This window comes from Micromonospora sp. CB01531 (assembly GCF_001905095.1).
Classification (GTDB): domain Bacteria; phylum Actinomycetota; class Actinomycetes; order Mycobacteriales; family Micromonosporaceae; genus Micromonospora.
The window spans coordinates 210,265-233,271 of the sequence record NZ_LWLS01000083.1 but is presented as its reverse complement, the minus strand read 5'-3'; the positions used below and the strand labels follow the sequence as shown (position 1 = coordinate 233,271).

At 72.2% G+C, this 23,007-nt stretch carries 19 protein-coding genes; 11 read left to right on the top strand and 8 right to left on the bottom strand.

Features of this window, described 5'->3' with window-relative positions; genetic code table 11:
• Positions 1-17: 17 nt before the first annotated feature.
• From corA to A6A27_RS43365, 4 genes are all read right to left on the bottom strand, one after another.
• Positions 18-1,166: a magnesium/cobalt transporter CorA gene (gene corA / locus A6A27_RS24950; protein WP_073837061.1), complete on the bottom strand. Its 1,149-nt coding sequence runs from the start codon at positions 1,164-1,166 to the stop codon at positions 18-20.
• Positions 1,167-1,531: 365 nt separating this feature from the next.
• On the bottom strand, positions 1,532-2,626 hold the full coding sequence (locus A6A27_RS24945; RefSeq protein WP_073837060.1) for an aminotransferase-like domain-containing protein: 1,095 nt from the start codon (positions 2,624-2,626) through the stop codon (positions 1,532-1,534).
• 256 nt (positions 2,627-2,882) lie between these two features.
• Positions 2,883-3,275, bottom strand: coding sequence for a CBS domain-containing protein (locus A6A27_RS24940; protein WP_073837059.1), 393 nt, complete (start codon positions 3,273-3,275; stop codon positions 2,883-2,885).
• 99 nt (positions 3,276-3,374) lie between these two features.
• A complete protein-coding gene (locus tag A6A27_RS43365) occupies positions 3,375-3,563 on the bottom strand; it encodes a hypothetical protein (protein ID WP_143194143.1) in 189 nt (62 codons plus the stop codon).
• A 25-nt stretch (positions 3,564-3,588) separates the two neighbouring features.
• On the opposite strand from A6A27_RS43365, the gene A6A27_RS24935 reads away from it, so the two are divergent.
• The 3 genes from A6A27_RS24935 to A6A27_RS24925 are packed head-to-tail and all read left to right on the top strand — an operon-like array spanning position 3,589 to position 6,075.
• Positions 3,589-4,320, top strand: coding sequence for a phosphocholine cytidylyltransferase family protein (locus A6A27_RS24935; RefSeq protein ID WP_073837058.1), 732 nt, complete (start codon positions 3,589-3,591; stop codon positions 4,318-4,320).
• On the top strand, positions 4,308-5,375 hold the full coding sequence (locus tag A6A27_RS24930) for an iron-containing alcohol dehydrogenase family protein (RefSeq protein WP_073837057.1): 1,068 nt from the start codon (positions 4,308-4,310) through the stop codon (positions 5,373-5,375). The genes A6A27_RS24935 and A6A27_RS24930 overlap by 13 nt, the downstream gene beginning before the upstream one ends.
• Complete coding sequence (locus tag A6A27_RS24925; protein WP_073837056.1) at positions 5,350-6,075, top strand: CDP-alcohol phosphatidyltransferase family protein; 726 nt, start codon at positions 5,350-5,352, stop codon at positions 6,073-6,075. The genes A6A27_RS24930 and A6A27_RS24925 overlap by 26 nt, the downstream gene beginning before the upstream one ends.
• A 107-nt stretch (positions 6,076-6,182) precedes the next feature.
• Here A6A27_RS24925 and A6A27_RS24920 read toward each other — a convergent pair whose 3' ends face one another.
• Positions 6,183-7,466 (bottom strand): glycosyltransferase family 4 protein, encoded by a 1,284-nt coding sequence (locus tag A6A27_RS24920; RefSeq protein WP_073837055.1) that lies wholly within the window; start codon positions 7,464-7,466, stop codon positions 6,183-6,185.
• 24 nt (positions 7,467-7,490) lie between these two features.
• Here A6A27_RS24920 and A6A27_RS24915 point away from each other — a divergent pair, with 24 nt between their 5' ends.
• The 5 genes from A6A27_RS24915 (at position 7,491) to A6A27_RS46180 (ending at position 12,364) form a co-directional block, all read left to right on the top strand.
• Positions 7,491-8,351 (top strand): Fpg/Nei family DNA glycosylase, encoded by an 861-nt coding sequence (locus A6A27_RS24915; protein WP_073837054.1) that lies wholly within the window; start codon positions 7,491-7,493, stop codon positions 8,349-8,351.
• A 325-nt stretch (positions 8,352-8,676) separates the two neighbouring features.
• Positions 8,677-10,191, top strand: coding sequence for a sugar transferase (locus A6A27_RS24910; protein WP_073837053.1), 1,515 nt, complete (start codon positions 8,677-8,679; stop codon positions 10,189-10,191).
• A 40-nt stretch (positions 10,192-10,231) separates the two neighbouring features.
• A complete protein-coding gene (locus A6A27_RS24905; RefSeq protein ID WP_073837052.1) occupies positions 10,232-11,455 on the top strand; it encodes a sensor histidine kinase in 1,224 nt (407 codons plus the stop codon).
• A 25-nt stretch (positions 11,456-11,480) separates the two neighbouring features.
• Positions 11,481-12,242 (top strand): LytR/AlgR family response regulator transcription factor, encoded by a 762-nt coding sequence (locus tag A6A27_RS24900; RefSeq protein ID WP_073837051.1) that lies wholly within the window; start codon positions 11,481-11,483, stop codon positions 12,240-12,242.
• Positions 12,230-12,364, top strand: a complete 135-nt coding sequence (locus tag A6A27_RS46180; protein ID WP_338013306.1) for a DUF5701 family protein — start codon at positions 12,230-12,232, stop codon at positions 12,362-12,364. The genes A6A27_RS24900 and A6A27_RS46180 overlap by 13 nt, the downstream gene beginning before the upstream one ends.
• A 44-nt stretch (positions 12,365-12,408) precedes the next feature.
• Here A6A27_RS46180 and A6A27_RS24895 read toward each other — a convergent pair whose 3' ends face one another.
• From A6A27_RS24895 to A6A27_RS24885, 3 genes are read right to left on the bottom strand one after another with little or no spacing between them, the layout of a single operon-like run.
• Positions 12,409-13,635 carry a WD40/YVTN/BNR-like repeat-containing protein gene (locus tag A6A27_RS24895; protein WP_073837050.1) on the bottom strand — a complete coding sequence of 409 codons (1,227 nt, stop codon included), beginning with the start codon at positions 13,633-13,635 and terminating at the stop codon, positions 12,409-12,411.
• Positions 13,622-14,149 (bottom strand): sigma-70 family RNA polymerase sigma factor, encoded by a 528-nt coding sequence (locus tag A6A27_RS24890; RefSeq protein WP_073837136.1) that lies wholly within the window; start codon positions 14,147-14,149, stop codon positions 13,622-13,624. The genes A6A27_RS24895 and A6A27_RS24890 overlap by 14 nt, the downstream gene beginning before the upstream one ends.
• A gap of 60 nt (positions 14,150-14,209) precedes the next feature.
• On the bottom strand, positions 14,210-14,725 hold the full coding sequence (locus A6A27_RS24885; protein WP_083672825.1) for a Uma2 family endonuclease: 516 nt from the start codon (positions 14,723-14,725) through the stop codon (positions 14,210-14,212).
• 217 nt (positions 14,726-14,942) lie between these two features.
• On the opposite strand from A6A27_RS24885, the gene A6A27_RS24880 reads away from it, so the two are divergent.
• From A6A27_RS24880 to A6A27_RS24870, 3 genes are all read left to right on the top strand, one after another.
• Positions 14,943-15,386: a hypothetical protein gene (locus tag A6A27_RS24880; protein WP_143194142.1), complete on the top strand. Its 444-nt coding sequence runs from the start codon at positions 14,943-14,945 to the stop codon at positions 15,384-15,386.
• 1 nt (position 15,387) lies between these two features.
• Positions 15,388-17,028: a sodium/solute symporter gene (locus A6A27_RS24875; protein ID WP_073837048.1), complete on the top strand. Its 1,641-nt coding sequence runs from the start codon at positions 15,388-15,390 to the stop codon at positions 17,026-17,028.
• Positions 17,029-17,208: 180 nt separating this feature from the next.
• Positions 17,209-23,007, top strand: a complete 5,799-nt coding sequence (locus tag A6A27_RS24870; protein WP_073837047.1) for a hypothetical protein — start codon at positions 17,209-17,211, stop codon at positions 23,005-23,007.

Below are 23,007 nucleotides of genomic sequence, written 5' to 3'. Positions count from 1 at the left end.
CGGTTGCCCGGGACCGGCTACAGCCAGCCGTTGCGGCGGAACCAGCGGTAGAGGGCGAGTGAGATGGTGAGCATGACCGCCAGCACGACCGGGTAGCCGTACGTCCACTTCAACTCAGGCATGACATCGAAGTTCATGCCGTAGATACCGGCGATCGCGGTCCACACCGCAGCGATGGCGGCCCAGGCGGCGATCTTGCGCATGTCGTTGTTCTGGTCGACGGTGACCTGGGCCAGCCGGGCCTGGAGGATCGAGTTCAGCAGGTCGTCGTACGAGCTGACCTGCTCCACGGTGCGGCTGAGGTGGTCCTGCACGTCCCGGAAGTAGCGCCGGATCTCCTCCGGCACCTCGCGGTTGACCTGGGAGGTGAGGGTGAGCAGCGGACGCTGCAACGGTGCCACCGCCCGCTTGAACTCCACCAGCTCCCGCTTCATCTGGTAGATCCGCTGGATCCGCCCGCTGCCCTGCCGGTCGAAGACGTCCGCCTCCAACACGTCGAGGTCGTCCTCCAGCCGGTCGGCGACCTCCAGGTAGAGGTCCACCACCCGGTCGGTGACCGCGTACGCGACCGCCCACGGGCCGTGCCGCAGCAGGTCCCGCTTCTCCTCCAGGTCGGCCCGGACCGGCGCGAGCCGACAGGCGTCGCCGTGCCGGACGCTGATCAGGAAGTTCGGCCCGATGAAGAGCATCACCTGGCCGGTCTCCACCACCTCGGAGTTCTCCGTCAGCTCCGCGTGCTCGCAGTAGCGGGCGGTGCGCAGCACCAGGAACGTCACCTCGCCGAAGCGCTCCAGCTTGGGCCGCTGCTCGGCCTTGACCGCGTCCTCCACGGCGAGCTCGTGCAGGCCGTAGGTGGCGGCGATCGCGCTCATCTCGTCCAGTTCCGGCTCGTGCAGGCCGAGCCAGACGAAGGCGTTGCGCTCCTTGTGGGCCGCCGCCAGGGCCGCGGCGTAACCCCACTCGCCCGACTGGCGCTTGCCGTCCACGTAGAGGCCGCAGTCGACGATCCCGCTGCGGCCGGTGTCGGCCGGCTCGGGCGTCCGGGGGGACCCGTCGGCGTTGAGGATGCGGGACATGGCGCGTACCGGTGCCGCCCAGGCCCGTGGTCTGATCATCCGCCCGCCGTTCTGCCCGGCGGTGCGCTCGCGTGCCACCCGGTCCGTCATCTCGCCCCCTTCCGACGGTGCTGCGGCTTGCAGGTTACGCCGATCGGGGCGAATCGCAGCCCGAGCGGGCCGGCAACGGCGGCAGCGCTGCGACCGGCGTCACGCGTCCCGACGCCGCGAAGGTGGTGCCGGGCGGGCCGGCCGCGTCAGGGGGGTGAGGGGCGACACGGCCCACCCGGCACCCTTTGGGGCGGGAGTTGTGCTGCGCGCGCCGGTGGTCCGGACGAGGGCCGGGTGCGGCTCCCCGGGCAACGGACCCGTCAACGACAGGCGAACGGCGCTCGCAGCATTGTGAGCTGCCGGCCGGCCCAGCGGGAGTGCTGAACCGGTCGGCATCGCCTTTTTGTCAGAAACCCGACAGAAATTCAGCCACGGACGGCCGCCACCGCCTCGGCCAGCCGCCGGACACCCTCGTCGATCCGGTCCGCGGTCACCGCGGAGAACGCCAGCCGGAGCGCGTGCCGACCGCCGTCGATCATGAAGTCGCTGCCCTTGACCACGGCCACCCCGCGCTCGGCGGCGGCCGGGGCGACCCGGTCGACCTCGACGTCCTCCGGCAGCTCCACCCAGAGGAAGTAGCCACCGTCCGGCTCGACGAACCGGGCCTCGGGCAGATGCCGGCGCAGCGACTCCGCGAGCACCTGGGCCCGCTCGCCGAGGGCGGTCCGCACCGTCTGGATCGACCGCTCGATGTCGCCGGAGACGCAGAACTGGTGCACGATCGCCTCGGAGACCATGCCGGGCGAGATGTAGAGGTTGGTCGCCCGCTTCGCGATCCCGGCGATCAACTCCGGCGGGCCGACCAGGTAGCCGACCCGGACCCCCGGGCAGACCGTCTTGGTGAAGCTGGAGGCGTGCACCACCACGCCCCGGGTGTCCATCGACAGCATCGACGGCAGCGGCTCGCCGCGGAACCGGATGTCCGCGTACGGGTCGTCCTCGAAGATCGTGAAGCCGTACTCGGCGGCCAGGTCCAGCAGCTCGCGGCGCTTCTCTAGGGAGAGGGTCACGCCCGCCGGGTTCTGGTAGTTCGGGATGACGTGGGCCAGCCGGGGGCGCACCCCGGACTCCAGCAGCTTGCGCAGCTCGGCGGTGTCCAGACCGTCGGGCTGGATCGACACGCCGTGGATCTCGCCGCCCATCTGCTGGAGGTTGAGCAGCGTCCGGTCGTACGTGGGGCGCTCGACCACCACCGCGTCGCCGCGGCGGACCAGGTGGTCGAAGAGGAAGGCGTCGGCCTGGAGGGAGCCGTTGGTGATCAGCACCTGGTCGGCCTCGACGCCGTGCTTGTCCGCGATCCACTTTCGCAGGGGCGGGTAACCGACGGAGGTGCCGTACGCCGTGATCCCGGCGGGATCGGCGTCGAACGCGCGGACGGCGGCGGCCTTGAGCCCCTCGACATCGACGATGTCCAGCGAGGGAGCGCCACGGGCGAAAGAGATCAGCTGCTCGGCGGTCATGCGCACGAGCCTAGGGCCTGGTCCGGCCGCTCCGACCGGCATACACGCGAAGTTCAACATGCGGGCGGTCGATCCGTCCGACCAGGGGCACCGGAGATCCGAACCGGGCTCGCGAGCTGTCGTACCTCGGATGCTCCGCCGGCGTGGACAAGGTGGACTGGCGGGCCTCGGCGGCCTTCGTCGGCCCGTGATCTGAGGACCGTACGACGATGGCCCGGCCCGTTTCGGCCGGGCCATCGTCATTCCCGCCGCCGGCTCAGACCCTCGCGGCGGTGTGCTCGCGCGCCCAGACCCGCATCAGGTCGCGTACCGAGATCACCCCGGCCACCTCCCGGCCGTCGAGCACGACCAGGTGCCGGAAGCCGCCGCGGGCCATGGCGACCGCCGCCTCCTCCACCGTCCAGTCCGGGCCGGCGTAGACGACGTCCCAGGTCAGGTGGGCTCCGGTGCGTTCGACATCCGGGTCGAGCCCGGCGCCGATCGCCTTGAGTACGTCGCGTTCGGTCATGATCCCGACCCCTTCGGAGTCCGGGTCGATCACGACCGCCGACCCGACGCGGCGGGCCGACATCATCTGGGCCGCCTCACGGAGCGTGTGCTCCGGGCCGACCACGAGAACCTCGCTGGACATCGCTTCCCGAACCTGCATCACGCATCACCCCTGTGGGACGGTGGCCTCGGTACGGACATGGTGGGCCATCGATGCGTACCGGGACAAGCCCGTCACCGCCACCAGCGTGTCGCGACGTCAACGAAGGCTGGTCGCCGAGGACGTCTTCGCCGCCCGGCGTTCGATCACCCGGTGACCGACACCGTTGAGCTGCGGAAACGGCCGCGCATTATAGCCGAGTTCGGGGCGCTTCCTGGCTGAACGACCGGCTAACACCAGTTGGCCGGAGCACTGCCGGCGGGTGACGCTATTCTCCACGATGACCATGTGTCAGTCGTGGGGAGGCGTCGGCATGATCGGGATGGTACTGGCAGCCGGTGCGGGGCGTCGGCTGCGCCCGTACACCGACACCCTGCCGAAGGCATTGGTGCCGGTGGACGGGGAGATCACCATCCTCGACATCGCGCTGCGCAACCTCGCCGAGGTGGGCCTGACCGAGATCGTGATCGTGGTCGGCTACGCGGCGGACGCGGTCCGGCAGCGGCAGGCGGCGCTGGAGGAGAAGTACGGCGTCAAGATCACCCTCGTGTTCAACGACAAGGCCGAGGAGTGGAACAACGCGTACTCGCTCTGGCTGGCCCGGGAGCACTTCTCCCGGGGCGTGCTGCTGGTCAACGGCGACACCGTGCACCCGGTGAGCGTGGAGAAGACCCTGCTGGCCGAGCGCGGGCCGGCCATCCTGCTCGCCGTCGACACGCTCAAGCCGCTGGCCGAGGAGGAGATGAAGACCACCTTCGACGCGGCCGGCCAGCTCACCCGGATCACCAAGCTGATGGACCCGGGTGAGGCGTACGGGGAGTACATCGGCGCGACGCTGATCGAGCCGCAGGTGGCCGACGCGCTCGCCGACGCCCTGGAGGCGACCTGGCGGCGCGACCCGAACCTCTACTACGAGGACGGCTACCAGGAGTTCGCCGACCGGGGTGGCGAGGTGCGGGCGGCGCCGATCGGCGACGTCTCCTGGGTCGAGGTCGACAACCACGCCGACCTGGCTCGGGCGTGGGAGATCGCGTGCCGCTACTAGCCCGGACCGTCAACACCCCGCTGGCGATCGAGGTCCGCCGCGGTGCGGTCGCCGACCTCGGTCCGCTCCTCGCCGACCGGCGGATCTCCACCGGGGGCGACGTGGCGGTGGTGGTCGGCCCCGGTCAGGGCGAGAAGATCGTCGAGCTGTGCCGGCCGTCCCTCGGCGCGGCCGACGTGTTCACCGTCACCGGCGGCACCATCGACGCGGCCAACCAGCTCGGTGACCGGCTGCGCCGCCGCCAGTACGACGCCGTGGTGGGCATCGGTGGCGGCAAGACCATCGACACCGCCAAGTACGCCGCCACCCGCTACGGCATCCCGATGGTGACCGTGGCGACCAGCCTGGCGAACGACGGCATCGCCTCGCCCACCGCCTCACTCGATCACGAGGGCGGCAAGGGCTCCTACGGGGTGCACATCCCGATCGCGGTGATCGTGGACCTGGACTTCGTGGAGAGCGGACCGGACCGGCAGACCCAGGCGGGCATCGGCGACGCGGTGAGCAACCTGAGCGCCTGCGCCGACTGGGAGCTGGCGCACGAGGTACGCGGCGAACCGATCGACGGCCTGGCCCTCACCCTCGCCCGGACGGGCGCCGAGGCGCTGCTCAACCACCCCGGCAAGATCACCGACGACGGCTTCCTCACCACCCTCGCGGAGGCGCTCATCCTCGGCGGCATCGCGAGCTCGGTGTGCGGGTCGACCCGACCGGCCAGCGGCGGCGACCACGAGATCTCGCACGCCATCGACAAGCTCTACCCCGGCACCGGCTCACACGGCGAGCAGGTCGGCCTCGGCGCGCTGTTCTGTACCTTCCTGCGCGGGGAGACCGAGCGCTTCCGGCAGCTCGTCCGCTGTCTGCACCGGCACGGCCTGGCGACCACGCCGGCCGAGCTGGGCCTGACCGACGAGCAGTTCGTCGAGGCGGTGCAATATGCACCGGCCACCCGGCCGGGCCGTTACACCATCCTCGAACACCTTGCGATGTCGCCCGACGAGACCCGCCGGCGGCTGGGAGATTACGCCGATGAACTTCGCGATGACCTTGGGTGACCCGTCTCGCCCCGCAGTCGCCGACTTCCACCGGGCCAACCGGGGTGGCGGCCTGTTCAGCGAGTCGATAAGCCAGTGGATCGGGGCTTTCTTCGCGATGGTCGCCCAGCGGCTCGGGCTGCGCCCCACCGCGCTGACCCTCACCAACCTGGTGCTCGGCCTGGCCGCCTCGGTCACCGTGGTCGCGCTGGCCGGCCCGGTGGCCGCCGGCGACGTCCCGGCCTGGACGGTCGGGCTGGTCGCCCTGGTCGGCTGGCAGCTCGCGTACGCCCTGGACTGCGCGGACGGGCAGCTCGCCCGGGTCACCGGGCAGGGCAGCTCAGCGGGTGCCCGGATCGACGTGCTCTGCGACGTGGCCGCCCAGATCGCCCTGGTCGCCGCCCTCGGGGCGACCGTCGTGGCGCAGCGCCCGTCGACGCCGACCTGGCTGGTGGCGGTCTTCGCCGGCACCTGGATGGTCAACCTGGTCACCTCGGTGATGCAGGCCGGCCCGAACGCCGCCAGCATGGTCACCTCGTCCTCGCTCCCGGTACGCCTGGTGAAGCTGGTCCGGGACTACGGCGCGGTGATCTTCCTGGCCGGTCTGGTGCTGACCGTCGCCCCGGCGCTGGCCATCTGGCTGGTCGTCGCCTTCACGATCGTCAACGGCGGCTTCCTGCTCGCCAGCATCGCCTTCTCCGCCCGCGCCTCCCTCCGCTGACGGCCGCGGCTGGGACCGGCCGCGCCCCGGCCGGCGCCACGCCCAGCAGTCCCAACGGTGCGTGACCTTCCGCAAGCGGTCGCGCCCAACCACCCCACTCGCGGGGGTCAGCGGTCCCCGGCGACCGCCGTCCGACTCCGCGCCACATCGGCGTAGATGTCGATGAGGCGCTTGGTGACCACGTCGGGGTGGAAGGTGCGCTCGTAGCGGGCCCGGGCCGCCGGGGCGAGCCGCGCCGCACCGGCCCGCGCCACCGGCAGGGCGGCGGCCAGCGCGGCCGGGTCCGGGGCCACCACCCAGCCGGCCTCGCCCACCTGGACGCCGTCGGGGATGGCCGGGCCAGCGGATTCCCCGGCGACAGCGGAGGCCACCTCGGCCGGCCCGGTGCCCGCCGGTTCCCGTGGGGTGTCCGCGCCGACCAGGTACGGAATCCCTCCGAGGGCGGTGCCGAGCACCGGCCGGCCGCTGGCCAGCGCCTCGATGATCACGGTCGGCAGCACGTCGTGCCAGGTGGAGGTCGCCAGCACCACGGCGCTCGCCTCGATCGCCGCGCGCACCCCGGCCCGGTCGAGCTGGCCCAGGTAGACCACGTCGGGGCGGTCGACGGCGGCCGCCTCGGCCAACGGGCGCAGCTCGCCGTCGCCGGCGATCCGCAGCGTGCCCAGGGCCCCCACCGGGTGCCGCCGCCACGCCTCCAGCAGCAGGTCGAGCCCCTTCTCCGGAGTGAGGCGGGCCATGAAGAGGAACCCGTCGCCGAGCGGCGCCGGCGTACCCGGGTCGGGGACGGCGTTGGGCTTGACCACGATCCGCTCGTCCGGGATGCCGTAATCCCGCAGGTGGTCGGCGACCGCGGTGGTGAGCGCGATGAACCGGTCCACCGACCGCCAGGTCGGGCGGTGCACGGCGAGGGTGGTGGCCATCAGGGCGCTCTGCGCCCGCGAGCCCCGGTAGCAGCGGTGCACGATCGCCGGCACGCCCAGCGCCCGCCCCCGGCAGTCCTGGCAGATCACCCCGTCCCGGAAGTAGAGCCCGGAGGAGCAGACCTGCCGGTAGTTGTGCACCGTCTGCACCACCGGCACGCCGCGCTTGTGCGCGGTCCGCACCACCCAGGGCGAGAGCAACGGGTACGGGTTGTGCAGGTGCAGCACGTCCGGACGGTGCTCGGCGAGCAGCCGGTCCAGGTCCTGCTGGGCCTGCGGCGCCCAGATCGGCGAGATCGGCAGCAGCGCCTTGGCCGGCTTCGACATGGTGGGAATCTCGTCGGAGCTGCGCAGGAACGGCAGCACCTCCACCCCGGCCGCGGTGAGCTGGGCGATCTCCGCGTCGACGATCGTGTTCTCGCCGGAGGGCTGGGCTTCCCGGTACCGGTTGTGCGCCACCACGATTCTCACGGGAAAGAAGGCTACCGTTGAACGGTGCCCGAACTACCGGAGGTGGAAGCGCTCGCCGGCTACCTGCGCGAGCGGGCGGTGGGCCGGCGCGTCGAGCGCGTCGAGGTCGCCGCGATCAGTGCCCTGAAGACGTACGATCCGCCGCCGAGCGCGGTGGCGGGCAAGGCGGTGGTCGGCGCGGGCCGGCACGGCAAGTTCCTGGATGTCCGGTTCGACGGCGGGCTGCACCTGGTGGTCCACCTGGCCCGCGCGGGCTGGCTGCACTACCGGGAGGCGTTCCCGTCGACCGCCCCGCTGCGCCCCGGCAAGGGCCCGATCGCCGTACGGGTACGCCTCGACGACGGCTCCGGCTTCGACCTGACCGAGGCCGGCACCCAGAAGAAGCTGGCCGCGTACCTGGTGACCGACCCGGCGCAGGTGCCCGGGGTGACGAAGCTGGGCCCGGACGCGTTCGACGCCGACCTGGCCACCTTCGCCGAGCGGATACGCAGCCGGCGGGGCCAGGTCAAGGGGGTGCTGACCGACCAGGCGGTGCTGGCCGGGGTCGGCAACGCGTACTCGGACGAGATCCTGCACACGGCGAAGCTGTCCCCGTTCGCGATCACCGACCGACTCACCGACGACCAGCTCGCCACGCTGCACGCGGCGACCCGCGCGGTGCTCGGCGACGCGGTCCGGCGCTCGATGGGGCAGCGGGCCGCCGAGCTGAAGGGGGAGAAGCGCTCGGGCCTCAAGGTGCACGCCCGGTCCGGGCTGCCCTGTCCGGTCTGCGGCGACACCGTCCGCGAGGTCTCGTTCGCCGACTCCAGCCTCCAGTACTGCCCGACCTGCCAGACCGGCGGCAAGCTGCTCGCTGACCGAAGGTTGTCCCGTCTCGTACGGTGAGTAATCACACCGGACGACTACGGAGAGGAATCAGCCGCGGATCGCCGAACGTCCCACTCGCGCCTCTACCGGGGCCGCCATCCATCGGTATAGTGGCTCGGTCCCCGGCTTCACAACCGATACGGAGCCGGCCAGATCCCTACGAGCACCGACGGACGGCATCTCCTTCGGGGGGCCGTCCCGACCCGGGCCCGCGTGGGAGACTGGGACGGTGGGCGACCCGGGTCCTCACGGCGAGTGAGGGCGCGTGTCATGCGGGAGGACATGGGTTGAGGTGACGACAAGCCTCCAGCGCCCGGTAACCAACACAGGCCGGAGCAAGAGCGTGCGGCACGTCGACAGCTTCGAGATCCAGCCGCCGACTCCGCCGTCGCACAACGGCGTACCCCGGTCGGCGTGGGCCCGCGCCCGTCGCCGGGTGTCCCGCTGGCACCGCCCCTACACCGCGATCCTGCTCCTGCTCGACTTCGCGGCGGCGGCGCTGGCGAGCTTCATCTCGATCCAGAGCTTCCAACAGGCGTCATCCGGCTTCTACGGTGCCGACGAGGACCCGACCTGGTTCTACACCGTCGCGTTCCTGCTCCTGCCACTCGGTTGGCTGGTCATCCTCTGGGGGAACCGGGCGTACGACCGCCGCTACCTGGGGCTCGGCCCGGACGAGTTCAAACGGGTGGTCCGCGGCGGGGTCGCGGTCGCCGCGACGGTCTCCTTCCTCGCCTTCGCCACGAAGACGACCGGGCTGTCCCGGTGGACGGTCGGTACCGCCCTGCTCGGGGCGCTGGTGCTGATCCTGCTGGAGCGTCTCGTCGCCCGTTTCCTGCTGCACGCCGTCCGACGCCGGGCGGGTCAGGCCGGGCACCGGATGGTGCTGGTCGGCACCCTGCCGGAGTGCCTGGAGGTCTACACCACGGTCACCCGCAGCCCCGGGGCCGGCCTGGTGCCGGTGGCCATCCACCTGACGGACGGGTATGCCGCCGCGCGCGGCATCGAGACCCCGGTGCCGGTCTACGCCGGCCGGGACGTGCTCGCCCTGGTCCGGGAGGTCGGCGGGGACACCATCGCGGTCTGCGGCTCGGCCAGCGCCGAGCCGGGCGAGCTGCGCCGGCTGGCCTGGCAGCTCGAGGGCTCCGGCGTCGACCTGGTGGTCGCGCCCCAGCTCACCGACATCGCCGGCCCCCGGGTGCACATCCGCCCGATCGAGGGCCTGCCGCTGCTGCACGTCGAGGAGCCGACCCTGTCGGGCCCGGCGCTGCTGGTCAAGAACCTGATGGACCGGATGGCCGCCGGGCTGGGCCTGGTGCTGCTGATCCCGCTCTTCCTCGCCATCGCGGTCGCCATCAGGATCTCCGACCCCGGGCCGGTCTTCTTCCGGCAGCCCCGGGTCGGACACGAGGGGCGGACCTTCCAGGTCTGGAAGTTCCGGACCATGTACACCGACGCCGAGGAGCGGCTGGCCAGCCTGGTCGACCAGAACGAGACCGACGGCATGCTGTTCAAGATCAAGCAGGATCCGCGGGTGTTCCCGGTGGGCCGCTTCCTGCGCGCCTCCTCGCTGGACGAGCTGCCCCAGCTGATCAACGTGCTCTGGGGCGAGATGTCGCTGGTCGGGCCGCGTCCGCTGCCGGCCGACGACGGTGACTTCCTCGGCGACGTCCGCCGCCGGCTGCTGGTCCGGCCGGGCATCACCGGGCTCTGGCAGGTCTCCGGTCGCTCCGACCTCTCCTGGGACGAGGCGGTCCGGCTCGACCTCTACTACGTCGACAACTGGTCGCTGGCGTACGACCTGAGCATCCTCTGGCGGACCATCGGAGTGGTGGTGGCCCGCAAGGGCGCGTACTGACCCCTTGGCGGGCGGCCCCGGAGCCGCGAGGATCTGGGCCGTGGGTGGCAACCTCTCCGCCGTCTTCGGCGTCGTCTCGCTGGTCACCGCGCTCGCCGCGGCACTCTGGGCGGTGCTGCGGCTGCGCGCCCGGCGGGGCATCGCCACGGCCACCCAGCGGGCCACCTACGAGGTGCTGCACACCGCCGGCCTCGCCGCCGAGCCGCTGCGAGCCGGGTTGAGCAGCACGGACGCGGCGAAGGCCGTACGCCACCTGCGGGCGCTGGTGGGCGCGGCCGGGCTGGCCCTGACGGACCGGGAGGCCCTCCTCGCCCTCGACGGGCGCGGCGCGCACCACGGCGACCAGTTGCTCGCGGCGGCCCGGCGGGCGGCGTCCGCCGGGCGGTCGACCGTGCTGCGGGAGTCGGAGCTGCGCTGCGACCTGGTGGACTGCCCGGTGCGGGGCGCGGTGGTGGCGCCGCTGAGCGCGGACGGCCGCGTGGTCGGGGCGCTGGTGGCGATCGCCGACGAGCAGCCGGCCCCGGGGCTGGTGCAGGCGACCCTGGAGACCGCGCACTGGGCCGGCGACCAGCTCGCCCTGGCCGAGCTGGACTCGTCCCGGGAGCGGCTGGCCCGGGCCGAGGTACGCGCCCTGCGCGCCCAGATCAGCCCGCACTTCATCTACAACGCGTTGACCGCGATCGGCTCGTTCGTCCGGACCGACCCGGAGCGGGCCCGGGAGCTGATCCTCGAGTTCGCCGAGTTCACCCGGTACTCGTTCCGGGCGCACGGCGAGTTCACCACCCTCGCCGAGGAGCTGCGCTCGATCGACCGGTATCTGACCATCGAGCGGGCCCGGTTCGGCGACCGGCTCCAGGTGCGCCTGCAGATCGCCCCGGAGGTGCTGCCGGTGACCCTGCCGTTCCTCTGCCTCCAGCCGCTCGTGGAGAACGCGGTCCGGCACGGGTTGTCCCGCAAGCCGGGCACCGGCATGGTGAGCATCGAGGCCCGGGACGCGGGCGCCGAGTGCCACATCACGGTGGAGGACGACGGAGTGGGGATGGATCCGATCACGCTCACCGCCGGCATTGCCGAACTGGCCGCCGCGGGCGGCGACCCGACCGACGACGCGGGGCAGCACGTGGGCCTGTCGAACGTCGACGAGCGGCTGCGGTCGGTCTTCGGGGACCGGTTCGGCCTGACCGTCGAGACCGGCCTGGGCTCGGGTACGAAGGTGAGCATGCGGGTGCCGAAGTTCCATCCCGGGGTACGGGCGGGTTCGTGAGCGAGCGAACGGCGGGGTCAGCACAGTGACGGCAGCCGGTTTTCTCAGGGTACTGGCGGTGGACGACGAGCCGCCCGCGCTGGACGAGCTGGCGTACCACCTGCGGGCCGATCCCCGGGTGGCCCGGCTGCACACGGCCGGGGACGCCACCGAGGCGCTGCGGGTGCTCCGCGACGCCGACGTGGACGTCGTCTTCCTGGACATCCGGATGCCCGGGCTGGACGGGATGGAGCTGGCCCGGGTGCTGCGGCGGTTCGCCCGGCCGCCGGCGATCGTCTTCGTCACCGCGTACGACGACGGCGCGGTCGACGCCTTCGACCTGGGCGCCACCGACTACGTGCGCAAGCCGGTACGCGCCGAGCGGCTGGCCGAGTCGCTGCGCCGGGTGATCGGCTCCCGGGTGGTGCCGTCGCACCCGGCGGCCCTCGCCCGGGCGGAGGAGGACCCGACCATCCCGATCGAGTTGGCCGGGACGACCCGGATGCTGCCCCGCTCGGCGGTGCGCTGGGTGGAGGCGCAGGGCGACTACGCCCGGCTGCACACCGCGGACGCTTCGCACCTGGTCCGGGTCTCGCTGGCCACCCTCGCCGAGCGCTGGGCGGACGCCGGTTTCGTGCGGATCCACCGGTCGTACCTGGTGCAGTTGAAGCTGATCGCGGAGCTGCGGCTGGTCAACTCGGGCTACGTGGTGGTGATCGACGGGACGGAGCTGCCGGTCAGCCGCCGGCACACGCGGGAGCTTAAGGACAAGCTGGTCCGGGCGGCGAAACAGGACTGGAACCGCTAGCCGAAATTTCTCTCGGCAGCACCGGCCATGGCGCGCCGAAGCTCGGCTGGTGCTGGTACGGCAACCCGCACACCTGGCTCGGCTCCGCAACCGCCCACCCGGTCCGGGCCGGCCTGGCGTGAGTCCGGCGTCGGCGCGGCCCGGACGACCGCGCCGACGCACCTGTTCAGCGCGGCAGGGCGAACCGGGCCCAGCTCGACCCGTCTCCGGTGACCCAGACGTGGTCGGGCCCCACGTCCGACATGTCGTCCCAGCCGTAGAGCCAGGCGTACCCCGGCGCCACCCCGACCGCGCCGTCCAGCCGGCCGTAATCGCGCACCACCGCGAAGTGCCGTCCGTCGTCGCGGCTCATCAGCAGCTTCGACCCGACATTAGGCGAGCTGTTTCCCGGCACGGCCACCAGCAGTGATCCTCTCCAGCCCACGGTGATGTTCCGGTGGTACTGCGCCGCCGGCAGGTCGGTGCCCGTGTCGGTCCAGGTCCGCCCACCGTCGGTGGTCCGCAGCAGCCGAGACTGGCCGACCGGCACGGTGGATCCGGCCGGGGGCGACGGCTCGATCAGCAGGTATCCCCGGCGGTCGTCGACCCCAACCACCGCGATGACGTTCGCCTCGGCCTCGGCCCGCCAGGTGGTCCAGGTCGCGCCCCGGTCGGCGCTGCGGGCGACGACCGCCCGGTTGGCCTCGCCCGGCCAGTACGTCACCCAGATCGTCCCGTCCATGCTCGGATAGATGCTGAACGGCGGGTACGGCGACGGCTTCGCACCGGTGAGGCGGTAAACCGTACCGGCGGCGTCCACCGCCAGCAGCTCCCGCAGCGCGCCGCAGCCCTGCCGGCAGAAGACCGGCGCGGCAAACCTCGGAAACGCCGCGACCGGCTTGATCACCTTGTCCGCGTCCTGCCAGGTCCGGCCTCGGTCTGTGGAGAGGCTCGACCGGTCGCCCTCGCGGACGAAGTACACCCGCTCGCTGAGCACCGCGTACTCCAGGTCCGCGTACTCGTTTCCGTAGGCGTCGACTTGGCAGGTGGTGGCCCGGTAGCGGGCCGCGCCCCAGGCGGACCAGGTTCGGCCGTAGTCGCGGGTGCGCGTGAAGTACAGCGTGCAGTTGAGGTTTGCGACGCCGACCCCCGAATCGCCGCTGGTCAGCACGAAATCGCTGGCCCGGTCGGGGTGGGCGGGCTGGTCCGGCCCGGCCCAGTCGGTCCCGACGGAACGGGCCGCCAGGGGCCCGACAGCCACGCCGACCAGGGCGACCAGCACCGTGACCGCCAGCCCGGCCGACCGGTGTCGGCGCCGGGACCGGGCGGCCGGCCGCAGGTCGTCCAGCGGCGGCTGGCGTACCGCCTCGGCAATGGTGCCGACGTCGAAACCGGCGAAGTCACGCTCGGACATTGATCCTCCCGATGCTGCTCATCTCTGCGGAGTCGGAATCGGAGCTGCCGAGCAGTGCCGCCAGGGCCTGCCGGCCCCGGGACAACCGGGACTTGACCGTGCCGGCCGACACGCCGAGCGTCGCAGCGACCTCGTCCACCGGCAGGTCGACCAGGTAGTGCAGGGCCAACGCGTGTCGCTGCCCCTCGGGCAGTTCCCGTAGCGCGGCGAGCAGGGCGAGATGCTCGGGCGACCGGTCGGCGACGGCGGGCGGCGGGCCGATGCGCCGCAGCAGTCTGTCCAGCACCAGACGACGCCGGTGCCGGCTGCGTACGACGTTCACCGCCACCCGCCGCAGCCACGCTTCCGGGTTCTCCAGGGCGGCGAAGCGCCGCGGCGCGACCAGCGCCCGGGTGAACGCCTCCTGGACCGCCTCCTGCGCCTCGTTGAGGTCGCCGGTCACCGCGTACAACTGGACGACCAGCCGGCGGTAGGAGCCGGCGTACACCTCGGCGATCAGTACATCGTCGGACACCGTCACCTCCCTTCTCCACCTCTCCCACTCACGGGCGGAGAGAAAGGTTCCGGGGACCCGTCAGAAGATGTCGGCCACCGCGAACGCGAGCGGGAAGGGCGCCTCGGCGCGGTAGACGTCGGTCACCCCGACCTGGGTGGCCTCCCGATAGCCGCCGCCGACGTGCTCCAGCACGGCCAGCGTCTGCTTCCGCGGCTCCACCAGCCAGTAGCGGGGGATGCCGGCCGCGGCGTATTCGTGGCGCTTGAGCATCAGGTCCCGGCCCGCGTTGTTCGGCGAGATCACCTCGACCACGAGGAGCACATCAGCCGGGTCGAGCGCGGCACCGCCCCGGTCGAGGGCGTCCTCCCCGGCCACGAAGAGATCCGGCACGAAGTACGAAGAGCGTTTCGCGCTGACTCCGATGGCCTGCCCGACGAGCAGGCCGGCCGGCGCCTGCCGGTCGAGGAGCCGCCGGAGGCGGTTGGCGACCGCCCCGGGAAGACATCCGCGTGGGGGGACACGAGCAGGCTCCCGTCGAAGATCTCGTAGTCCTGGCCGTCCTCGGGGAGGTCCTGGATGTCGTCCACCGTCCAGGCCTCACCTCGACCGGGCCGAGCCGGGCTGGTCACCGTCACACCTCCTCCCTACCCGACCACCCTGACATCCCGCCCCGTCGTCCACAACGAACCCACCGTCATCCACCGGGTTGTCCACAGGAGTGACGCGTTCTCCACAAGTTGTCCACAGGCCGGTGCGACGGACGCCGTCCCGGAACCTTGACATTCGCGGTGATCAGGCGAGACTGCCGGAGATGACCGGAGCGGACGATCGGGGCGTTCCGGGGCGGCCGGCTGCCGCTCCGGTGCCGGCCCCGCGCGCGGCCGAGCCGCCCCGGCGGACCCGGATCGTGCTGGCCGAGGTGTCCGGCTCGGGCAGCCGGGCGGACCGCACCCGCTCCGAGCTGACCCAGCAGACCCGGGTCGGCGAGGCGCTGGTCCGGGGGCTGGTCCGGGCCCAGCTCGCGCTGGCCCTGCGGCTCAGCCTGCTGGTGCTGATCGGGCTGGGCGGCCTGCCCTGGCTGTTCGCCATCGCACCCTCAGTCGGTCGGGTCACCGTGCTCGGGGTCAACCTGCCGTGGCTGCTGCTCGGGGTGGCCGCGTTCCCGTTCCTGATCGCGGTCGGCTGGGCGTACGTGCGGCTGGCCGAACGGAACGAGCAGGACTTCACCGACCTCGTCCAGCGGCCGGAACGCTGAGATGGGCAACGGGTACGTCGTCCCGGCCATCGTGGCGGTCACCCTGGTCACGGTCGGGATCGGCTTCTACGGGCTGCGGCTGGCCCGGACCACCTCCGACTTCCTGGTCGCCTCCCGGGCGATCAGCCCGACCTGGAACGCCGCCGCGATCGGCGGCGAGTACCTGTCGGCGGCGAGCTTCCTGGGCGTGGCCGGCCTGATCCTCAAGTACGGCGTGGACGTGCTCTGGTACCCGGTCGGCTTCGCCGCCGGCTACCTGGCGCTGCTGCTCTTCGTGGCCGCCCCGCTGCGCCGCTCGGGGGCGTTCACCCTGCCGGACTTCTGCGAGGTGCGGCTCGGCTCGCGGCGGCTGCGCAAGCTGGCCACTGTCTTCGTGATCTTCATCGGCTGGCTCTACCTGGTGCCCCAACTCCAGGGCGCGGGGCTGACCCTGGCCACGGTCGCCGGCTCGCCGTACCCGGTGGGTGCGCTGCTGGTCGCCGTGGTGGTGACCGCGAACGTGGCGCTGGGCGGGATGCGGGCGATCACCTTCGTCCAGGCCTTCCAGTACTGGTTGAAGCTGACCGCGCTGGCCGTACCCGCGATCTTCCTGGCGTTGCAGTGGCAGGCCGACGCCCGCCCGGCGGTGACCCCGCCCGACGGGCCGGCGTTCCGGACCGCGACCACCGTCGTGGTCGAGCACCGCGCGACCCTGACCTTCCCCGACGGCGACGTCCGGGAGGTACGCCCCGGCGACCGCCTCTACTTCGCCGCCGGCGACCCGGTGCCGGAGGTCTCCGGTACGGCCACCGACGCGGCCGACTGGCTGCTGCCGGACACCGCCGGGGACGACGACCGGGGGCTGTTCGCGACGTACTCGCTGATCCTGGCCACCTTCCTCGGCACCATGGGGCTGCCGCACGTGCTGGTGCGCTTCTACACCAACCCGGACGGCGCGGCCGCCCGCCGGACCACCCTGGTGGTGCTCGCCCTGGTCGGCGTCTTCTACCTGCTGCCCACCATCTATGGCGTGCTGGGCCGGATCTACACCCCGCAACTGCTGGTCACCGGCCAGACCGACGCGGTGGTGGTGCTGCTGCCCGGGGCGGTGCTCGGCGACGGGCAGGTCGGCCGGCTGCTCGCCGCGCTGGTCGCCGCCGGGGCGTTCGCCGCGTTCCTCTCCACCTCGTCCGGGCTGCTCACCAGCGTGGCCGGGGTGATCTCCACCGACGTCCTCGGCCGCGGCTCGGTACGCGGCTTCCGGCTGGCCACGGTGATCGCCGGCGGGGTGCCGGCGGTGCTCGCGCTCAACCTGTCCGGGCTGGACGTCTCCCAGGTGGTCGGGCTGGCCTTCGCGGTGGCCGCGTCGAGCTTCTGCCCGCTGCTGGTGCTGGGCATCTGGTGGCGCGGGCTGACCGACCTGGGCGCCGCCGCCGGGGTGCTGGTCGGTGGCGGCGCCGCGATGGGCGCGGTGCTGCTCACCGTGCTGGGTCCGCCGCTGGCCGGTTGGCCGGCCACGCTGACCACCCAGCCGGCCGCGTGGACCGTGCCGCTGGCGTTCACGGTGATGGTGGCGGTCTCGATCGCCACCCGGCGGCGGCTCCCGACCGACGTCGGCACCACCATGCTCCGCCTGCACGCCCCGGAGGCGCTACGGCTCTGAGCGCCGTCCGGGGCCGGAGCGCGTGGCGCATCGTGACGACGCGCGCTGTGCGAACGGCACGGAAGTAGGGGCTTCTGTGTCAAGTGGCGGAGATGTCCGGAACCCGATTAATCAGTGGACATATTTCGATGGCGCAAGACAGGCTTGTCGCATTTATCGCCACCCGGGGGAGGCGTCCTCATGCGCAGCCGCGCAAGGTTCGGCCGTACGTTCCTGACCACCGCCGCCACTATCGCCCTGTTGACCGGCCAGCTCGCCGTACCAGATCCGGCCCGGGCCGAGCCCGGTCCGGGGGCACCGAAGCCCAACACGGCAACCACGAAACCCGACCCGACCACGCCGGACGGCACGGCCCCGGGCACGAACGGGCCGTCGCGTACCGCGCTCATGCCGCAGCTCGACCAGGTGCCGCCCGTCAACCCGGCACCCGGCTCGGTGCGGGTCGACCGGGGGCCGTCCGCCGCGCTGACGCCGATCGCCCCGCTACCCGCAGTCGATCCGGCCGCCGGGGCGGTCGCCATCGACCGGGCCCCGGTCGTGCCGGACCCGCCGGTCCGGCCCGCGCCGCTGACCCTGCCGCTGCATCCGGGCCAGGAACTGGTCGACGCCACCGCCGCGGATGCCATCACCACGCTCGACCGGGCCGGCCGGCTCCACCCGGACCGCACCCCGGACCTGGACGCCCGCAAGCTCCAGCCCCAGGTCTCCTCGGCCCAGTTCGTCGATCCGGCGCAGCCGGTCACGCTGGAAGCGCTGATCACGGCCCTCGCCAGCGGAAACATCCCGCCGCCCCTGCCGGTCGATCCGCTGGCGCTGCTCGAGCAGTTGCCCGACGGCATTCCGCGCATCACCTACCGGATCTGCTCGGAGTCGGCCACCAAGACGGTGTCCTGCTCACTCACCCTGCCGCTGGCCGTACCCGCGATCGTGGACGTGACCGGTGACGGCACCCCGGACGTGCTGGCCGACCTGCTGCCGGTGGCGCTGCCCGGCGACGTGGTCGCCGCGGTGCGCCAGCTCCTCGAGGTGCAGTCCGCCCTCAAGGCGGCCCAGGACCGCCTCGCCGTCGTCCTGGAGCTGCTCAAGGACCCGCTCCAGGTCATCCTCCATCCCGAACTGCTGCTCGAACGGCTGCGGTTGCAGGACCTGATCGCGGATCTCCAGGCGCAGCTGGCGGACAAGCTGGAGGCCCTGCTCGACCTGATCAACGTCGGCGTCGCCCTGCTGGCGCTCCGCCTGCCCACCAGCGAACTGGCCGGCCAGCCACTGCCGGCGCACGTCTGGGCCGTCTACGACATCCCCGGCCACCAGCGGATCTCGGTCGGCTTCGACGGGCTGCGGCGCGGCACCACCCTGCCGACCGGCACCCTGGGGCTGTTCACCTTCAACCCGGTGACCCTGCTGCGGGGCGTGTACGACATCCAGGCCCGGCTGCTCCAGGGCGGTGCCGGCGACGCGCTCGCGGTGACCGCCGGGCTGGCCTCGGTGACCGACGACAGCGCGGGTGACCCGTACCAGCCGACGGTGGCGAGTGCCCGCTTCTCCCCCGTACCGTCGATCTTCTCGGCGCGGGCCCGGATCGATCCGGGCAGCGACACCACCCACCAGCACGTGCTGGTGGACTCGACCAGCGACAAGGCCACCCAGCTGGACGTCCAGGTGCTCAGCAACCGTGACGGCGTCGATGAGTTCACCCAGCTCGTCGTCGACGAGCTGCCCACCAGCGTGTCCGTCGAGTTGACCCGGCCATCGGGCGGGAAGGCCACCCTCGCCTACCGGGCGTCCACCGGCATCGACCGGGTGCTCTTCGCCGACTTCGGCTACCAGCCGGCGGGCCTGGTCAACGCGGTCCAGGCCAGCGCCGAGGCGATTCCCGCCTCGTTCGACGCGGCGTTGGCGAACACCGACACCGGGGTCGATCTCGACTACACCGCGAGCAGCCAGCTCGCCGCGCTGGACGTCGCCGTGTACGACAAGGCCGGCGGCCTGGTCGGCCGGGGCTCGCTGCGCAAGCTGCCCACCGCGGTGACCCTCACCGCCGACACCGGCGCCAGCCACGTGGCGTTCAACGGCGCCCAGCCGCTCGGCTCCGGCACCGTGGCCATCTCGCGCAACCTCGGCGCGTTCGCGCCGTACGACAGCGACCACGCGACGCTGGTCACCGCCGGCACGGCGCTGGGCGTCTCCGCCCGGGTCACCGGAATGCGGCAGGTCGACGCCTACTACGACGGGCATCCCCGGCTGGCCACCACGTTCGATCCGGGCGGCCAACCCTTCGTCGCCGCCGGTGACCTGGACGGGCTGCACAAGGCCCGGCTGGAGCTCTCCAACCTGCCGGCCACCGCGTCGCTGGACGTGGACACGGCGGCGCGTACGGTCGCGTACCAGACCAGCTCGGTGATCCACCGGGTGTTCGCCGCGTACACCAACACGGCCGCCGGGCCGACCCTGTTCGCCACCGTCACCGAGCTGCCCGCGCGGATCAACCTCTCCTACGACCTGGGTGACCGGCCTCGGCTGCATTACCAGGCGACCAGCCGGGTGCAGAAGGTGGAGGTGTTCGCCAGCCCGGCGCACGTCGAGACGTTGCGCCCGCAGCAGGACCACTACCTGTCGGCCGCCGCAGCCGGGCTGGCCACCACCATGGACTTCCTGCTGGACCTGCCGGCCCGGCACCTCGACGGCACCCAGTCCGATCCGCTGACCAGCCTGGCGGCGGTGGTCCGGTTGCCGTCCGGTGGCCGGGACTGGACCGCGATGGCCGACCTGACCGGCGTGCCGGCCCGGTTCGACGCCGACTTCGCCGAGGGCACCTACCGGTTCCGGGGCCTGTCCGGGCCGCTCAGCGGGGCCCGGCTCGCGGTCACCAACCACGCCGACCAGGTCGCCCCGACCGGGCTGCACCTGGGCGTGCACTACCGGCAGGTCACCGGCGACCTGGACGGCAGCGTGTCGGTGCGCAACCTGTCCTGGGTGGAGTACGCGCGCGACGGCGGCGGGCAGACCTTCCGGCTGGACACCGACACCGGCGGCGACCCGGTGTTCGTGGACGCGGACGTGCTGCTCGCCGCGAACGGCGTGGACGACACCCAGCTCGCCGCGGTGGCCCGGGTGGACGGCCTGCCGAACACCATCCGGTCCACCTTCGCCGACGGCCGGCTCAGCTACACCGCGACGGGCCACCTCGGGCTGACCATCGGGGTACGGGTGGGCAAGGTGGGTGCGCTGGCGGGCCTGGGCGCACCGCTGTTCGCCAACGGGGTGGCCCTGGTCGGCAACGGCTGCGACACCGGCAACGGCTGCGCCAGGGACGAGAGCGTCTTCTGCACGGTGTTCGCCCGCTGCCTCGGGCTGGTCGGCACGGTCCGGTTGCCCGGACTGCCGAGCAACCTGGCCGTGGACACCCGGGCGCGGACGGTGGTGTTCACCGGCTACCGGCCGCCGGCCGCGCCGTTGCAGGCGTACCTGCGGCTGGCCGGGCTGGTCGACAGCCTGCCGGACGTGCGGGCCCTGGCCAGCCTCTCCGGGTTGCCGGCCGAGCTGGACATGACGGTCGGCCCGGTCGAGGTCGCCGGCGGCTCGATCGATTTCCGGTACACCGCTTCGGCACCGCTGGGCAGCCTGCGCTTCGACGCCGACGTGACCACCACCGACCAGGCCTTCCCGGTGGTACGCGGCCGGGCCACGATCGGCCGGCTGCCGGCCACGATGCACGTCAACGGCACGGTCGGTGACCGGACCACGGTGGCGGTCCGCAACTCGGCCGCGGTGGACTCGGTCGGGCTCACCGTGACCAACGCCAGCACGGGTTACCTGACCGCGTCGGTGACCGGCGTGCCGGCCACCGTGGACGCGCTGGTCGACCTGCCGGCGCGGCACGCCGAGACCACCATGTCGGCGCCGATCTCGGCGATCTCGTTCCTGGCCCACGTGCCGTACGGGGGCCGGACCTGGTCGGCGTTCGCGGACGTCCGCGGTGTGCCGGCCCGGTTCGACGCGGACTGGGGCAACGGCACGTACGCGTTCCGGGCCGCCGAGGGCAGCTCGCTGGGAAGCGCGGCGTTCGCGGTGACCAACCACGCGACCGCCCTGGCACCGGCCGGGTCGCACCTGGCCACCCACTATGACGAGGCCAACGGCAACATCGACGGCAGCGCGTCGATCAGCGGACTGCAGGACGCCGAGTTCGGTCATTCCGGTTCGTCGGTCACGGCCAGCTACCACGCGCAACGGCAGACCATCGCGCTCGACGGCGACGTACGGCTGGCCGCGGGCGGCGCGCAGGACGTCCGGCTGGGGGCACTGGGCCGGCTCGGGCCGATTCCGGGCACCATCACCTTCAGCTCGAACGGCGGTGTGATCAACTACGCCGCCGACGCGACGCTGGACGTGGAGACGCAGTTCTGGCTGGGCAAGGTGGCCGCGCTGGACGGGCTGGGGGCGCCGCGGTACGCCAACGGCGCCTCGGTGGTGGACCGGGGCTGCACCGTCGGGCCGGGCTGCGCCAATCAGGGCCCGTTCTGCGTGGACGGGAAGTGCTTCGGGTTGACCGGGATCATCAACGTCTCGGGGCTGCCCAGCCGGGTGACCGTCGATCCGACCACCCGGAGCTACTCGTTCGCCGGCTACCAGCCCCGGTCGAACAAGTTGACCCTGTACGTCGACGACTCGGTCTTCGTACCGTCGCCGCCGGACCGGATCAGGGCCGAGGCGACCCTGACCGACCTGCCGTCCGGGATCAACTTCACCCTCGGCCCGATCGCCCTCACCGACACGCTCAGCATCAAGTACGACTCGGACGTGGCCTCGGCCGGCATCCTGGACGTGCACGCCCAGGCCGACCAGGTGCCGAAGTTCGAGTCGACCCGGGCGCTGGCCCACCTGGACCCGATCCCCGGTGGCCTGGAGGTGAGCGGCAAGGTCGGCTCGCCCACCTCGGTGCGGGTCAAGAACTCGACGGTCATCGACGATCTGTCGATCAAGGCCACGGGCACCTTCCGCGGTGAACCGGCCACCGGTCAGGTGCAGCTGCGTGACGTGCCCACCGACATGACATTCAGCGCCCGAGGGTTCGGCAACGCCGAGGGAGACAACCTGCCCACGGTGGACTACACGGCGAACGACGGGCGGGACACCCTCGACATCGACGTCGAGGTCGAGGCGAATCTGGTGAAGAAGACCGACGACTTCGAGGCCGGGCCCGACGATCTCGAACTGCACATCACCAACCTCGGCCACCGGACCACCGTGGAGCTCGCGCCGGACACCCAGGTCGTCACCATCACCTCCGTACCGAAGACCGACGAACTGCAGATGGTCGGCAACCTGCACCTCTCGGTGTCGAGGAAGGAGATGGACCTGGAGTTCTTCAACTGCTTCGGCCTGGTCCGCGGGTTGTTCACCGGACACGCCGAGGTGGGGGACAGCTGGATCAGCGACATCACCTTCAACCTCACCGACATCCAGGCGGCGACGCTGCGGCCCGGCAACGTCCGCACCGACCTGCCGTTCGGGCTGCCCCGCGAGTTGGGCTACCTGTTCCTGGCCTTCGACGGCACGTTCGGTCAGGCGACCATGTCGATGGCCGGCGTCCATCTCGATCTCGACATCGAATTGCTGCTCCGCATCGACAAGATCGTCGGGCCGGACTTCTTCAAGCAGGACCTCAAGCTGGTCGGGTTGTACGACAGCGTCGACTACCATCGCTACGATCTGCAGCAGCCCAGCAAGGTAACGGTCGAGGTCAGCACCTGGGGCATCCCGCTCGCCGAGATCGTCCTGGCGATCTGGCCCGGCCTGGCGGAAAAGTCCCGCAACGGGGTGACTGTGCCCGGCGGCCGGCCGAGCGTGGTGACCATGCTCGACCCGGGAGACGACGTGGACGACTACATCTTCGACCTGCTGGCGTACGCCGCCTGGCCGTTCGACGGCGAGCACGCGCCCAAGCAGGAGAACACCGGCGACGGCGGGGCGTGCTGA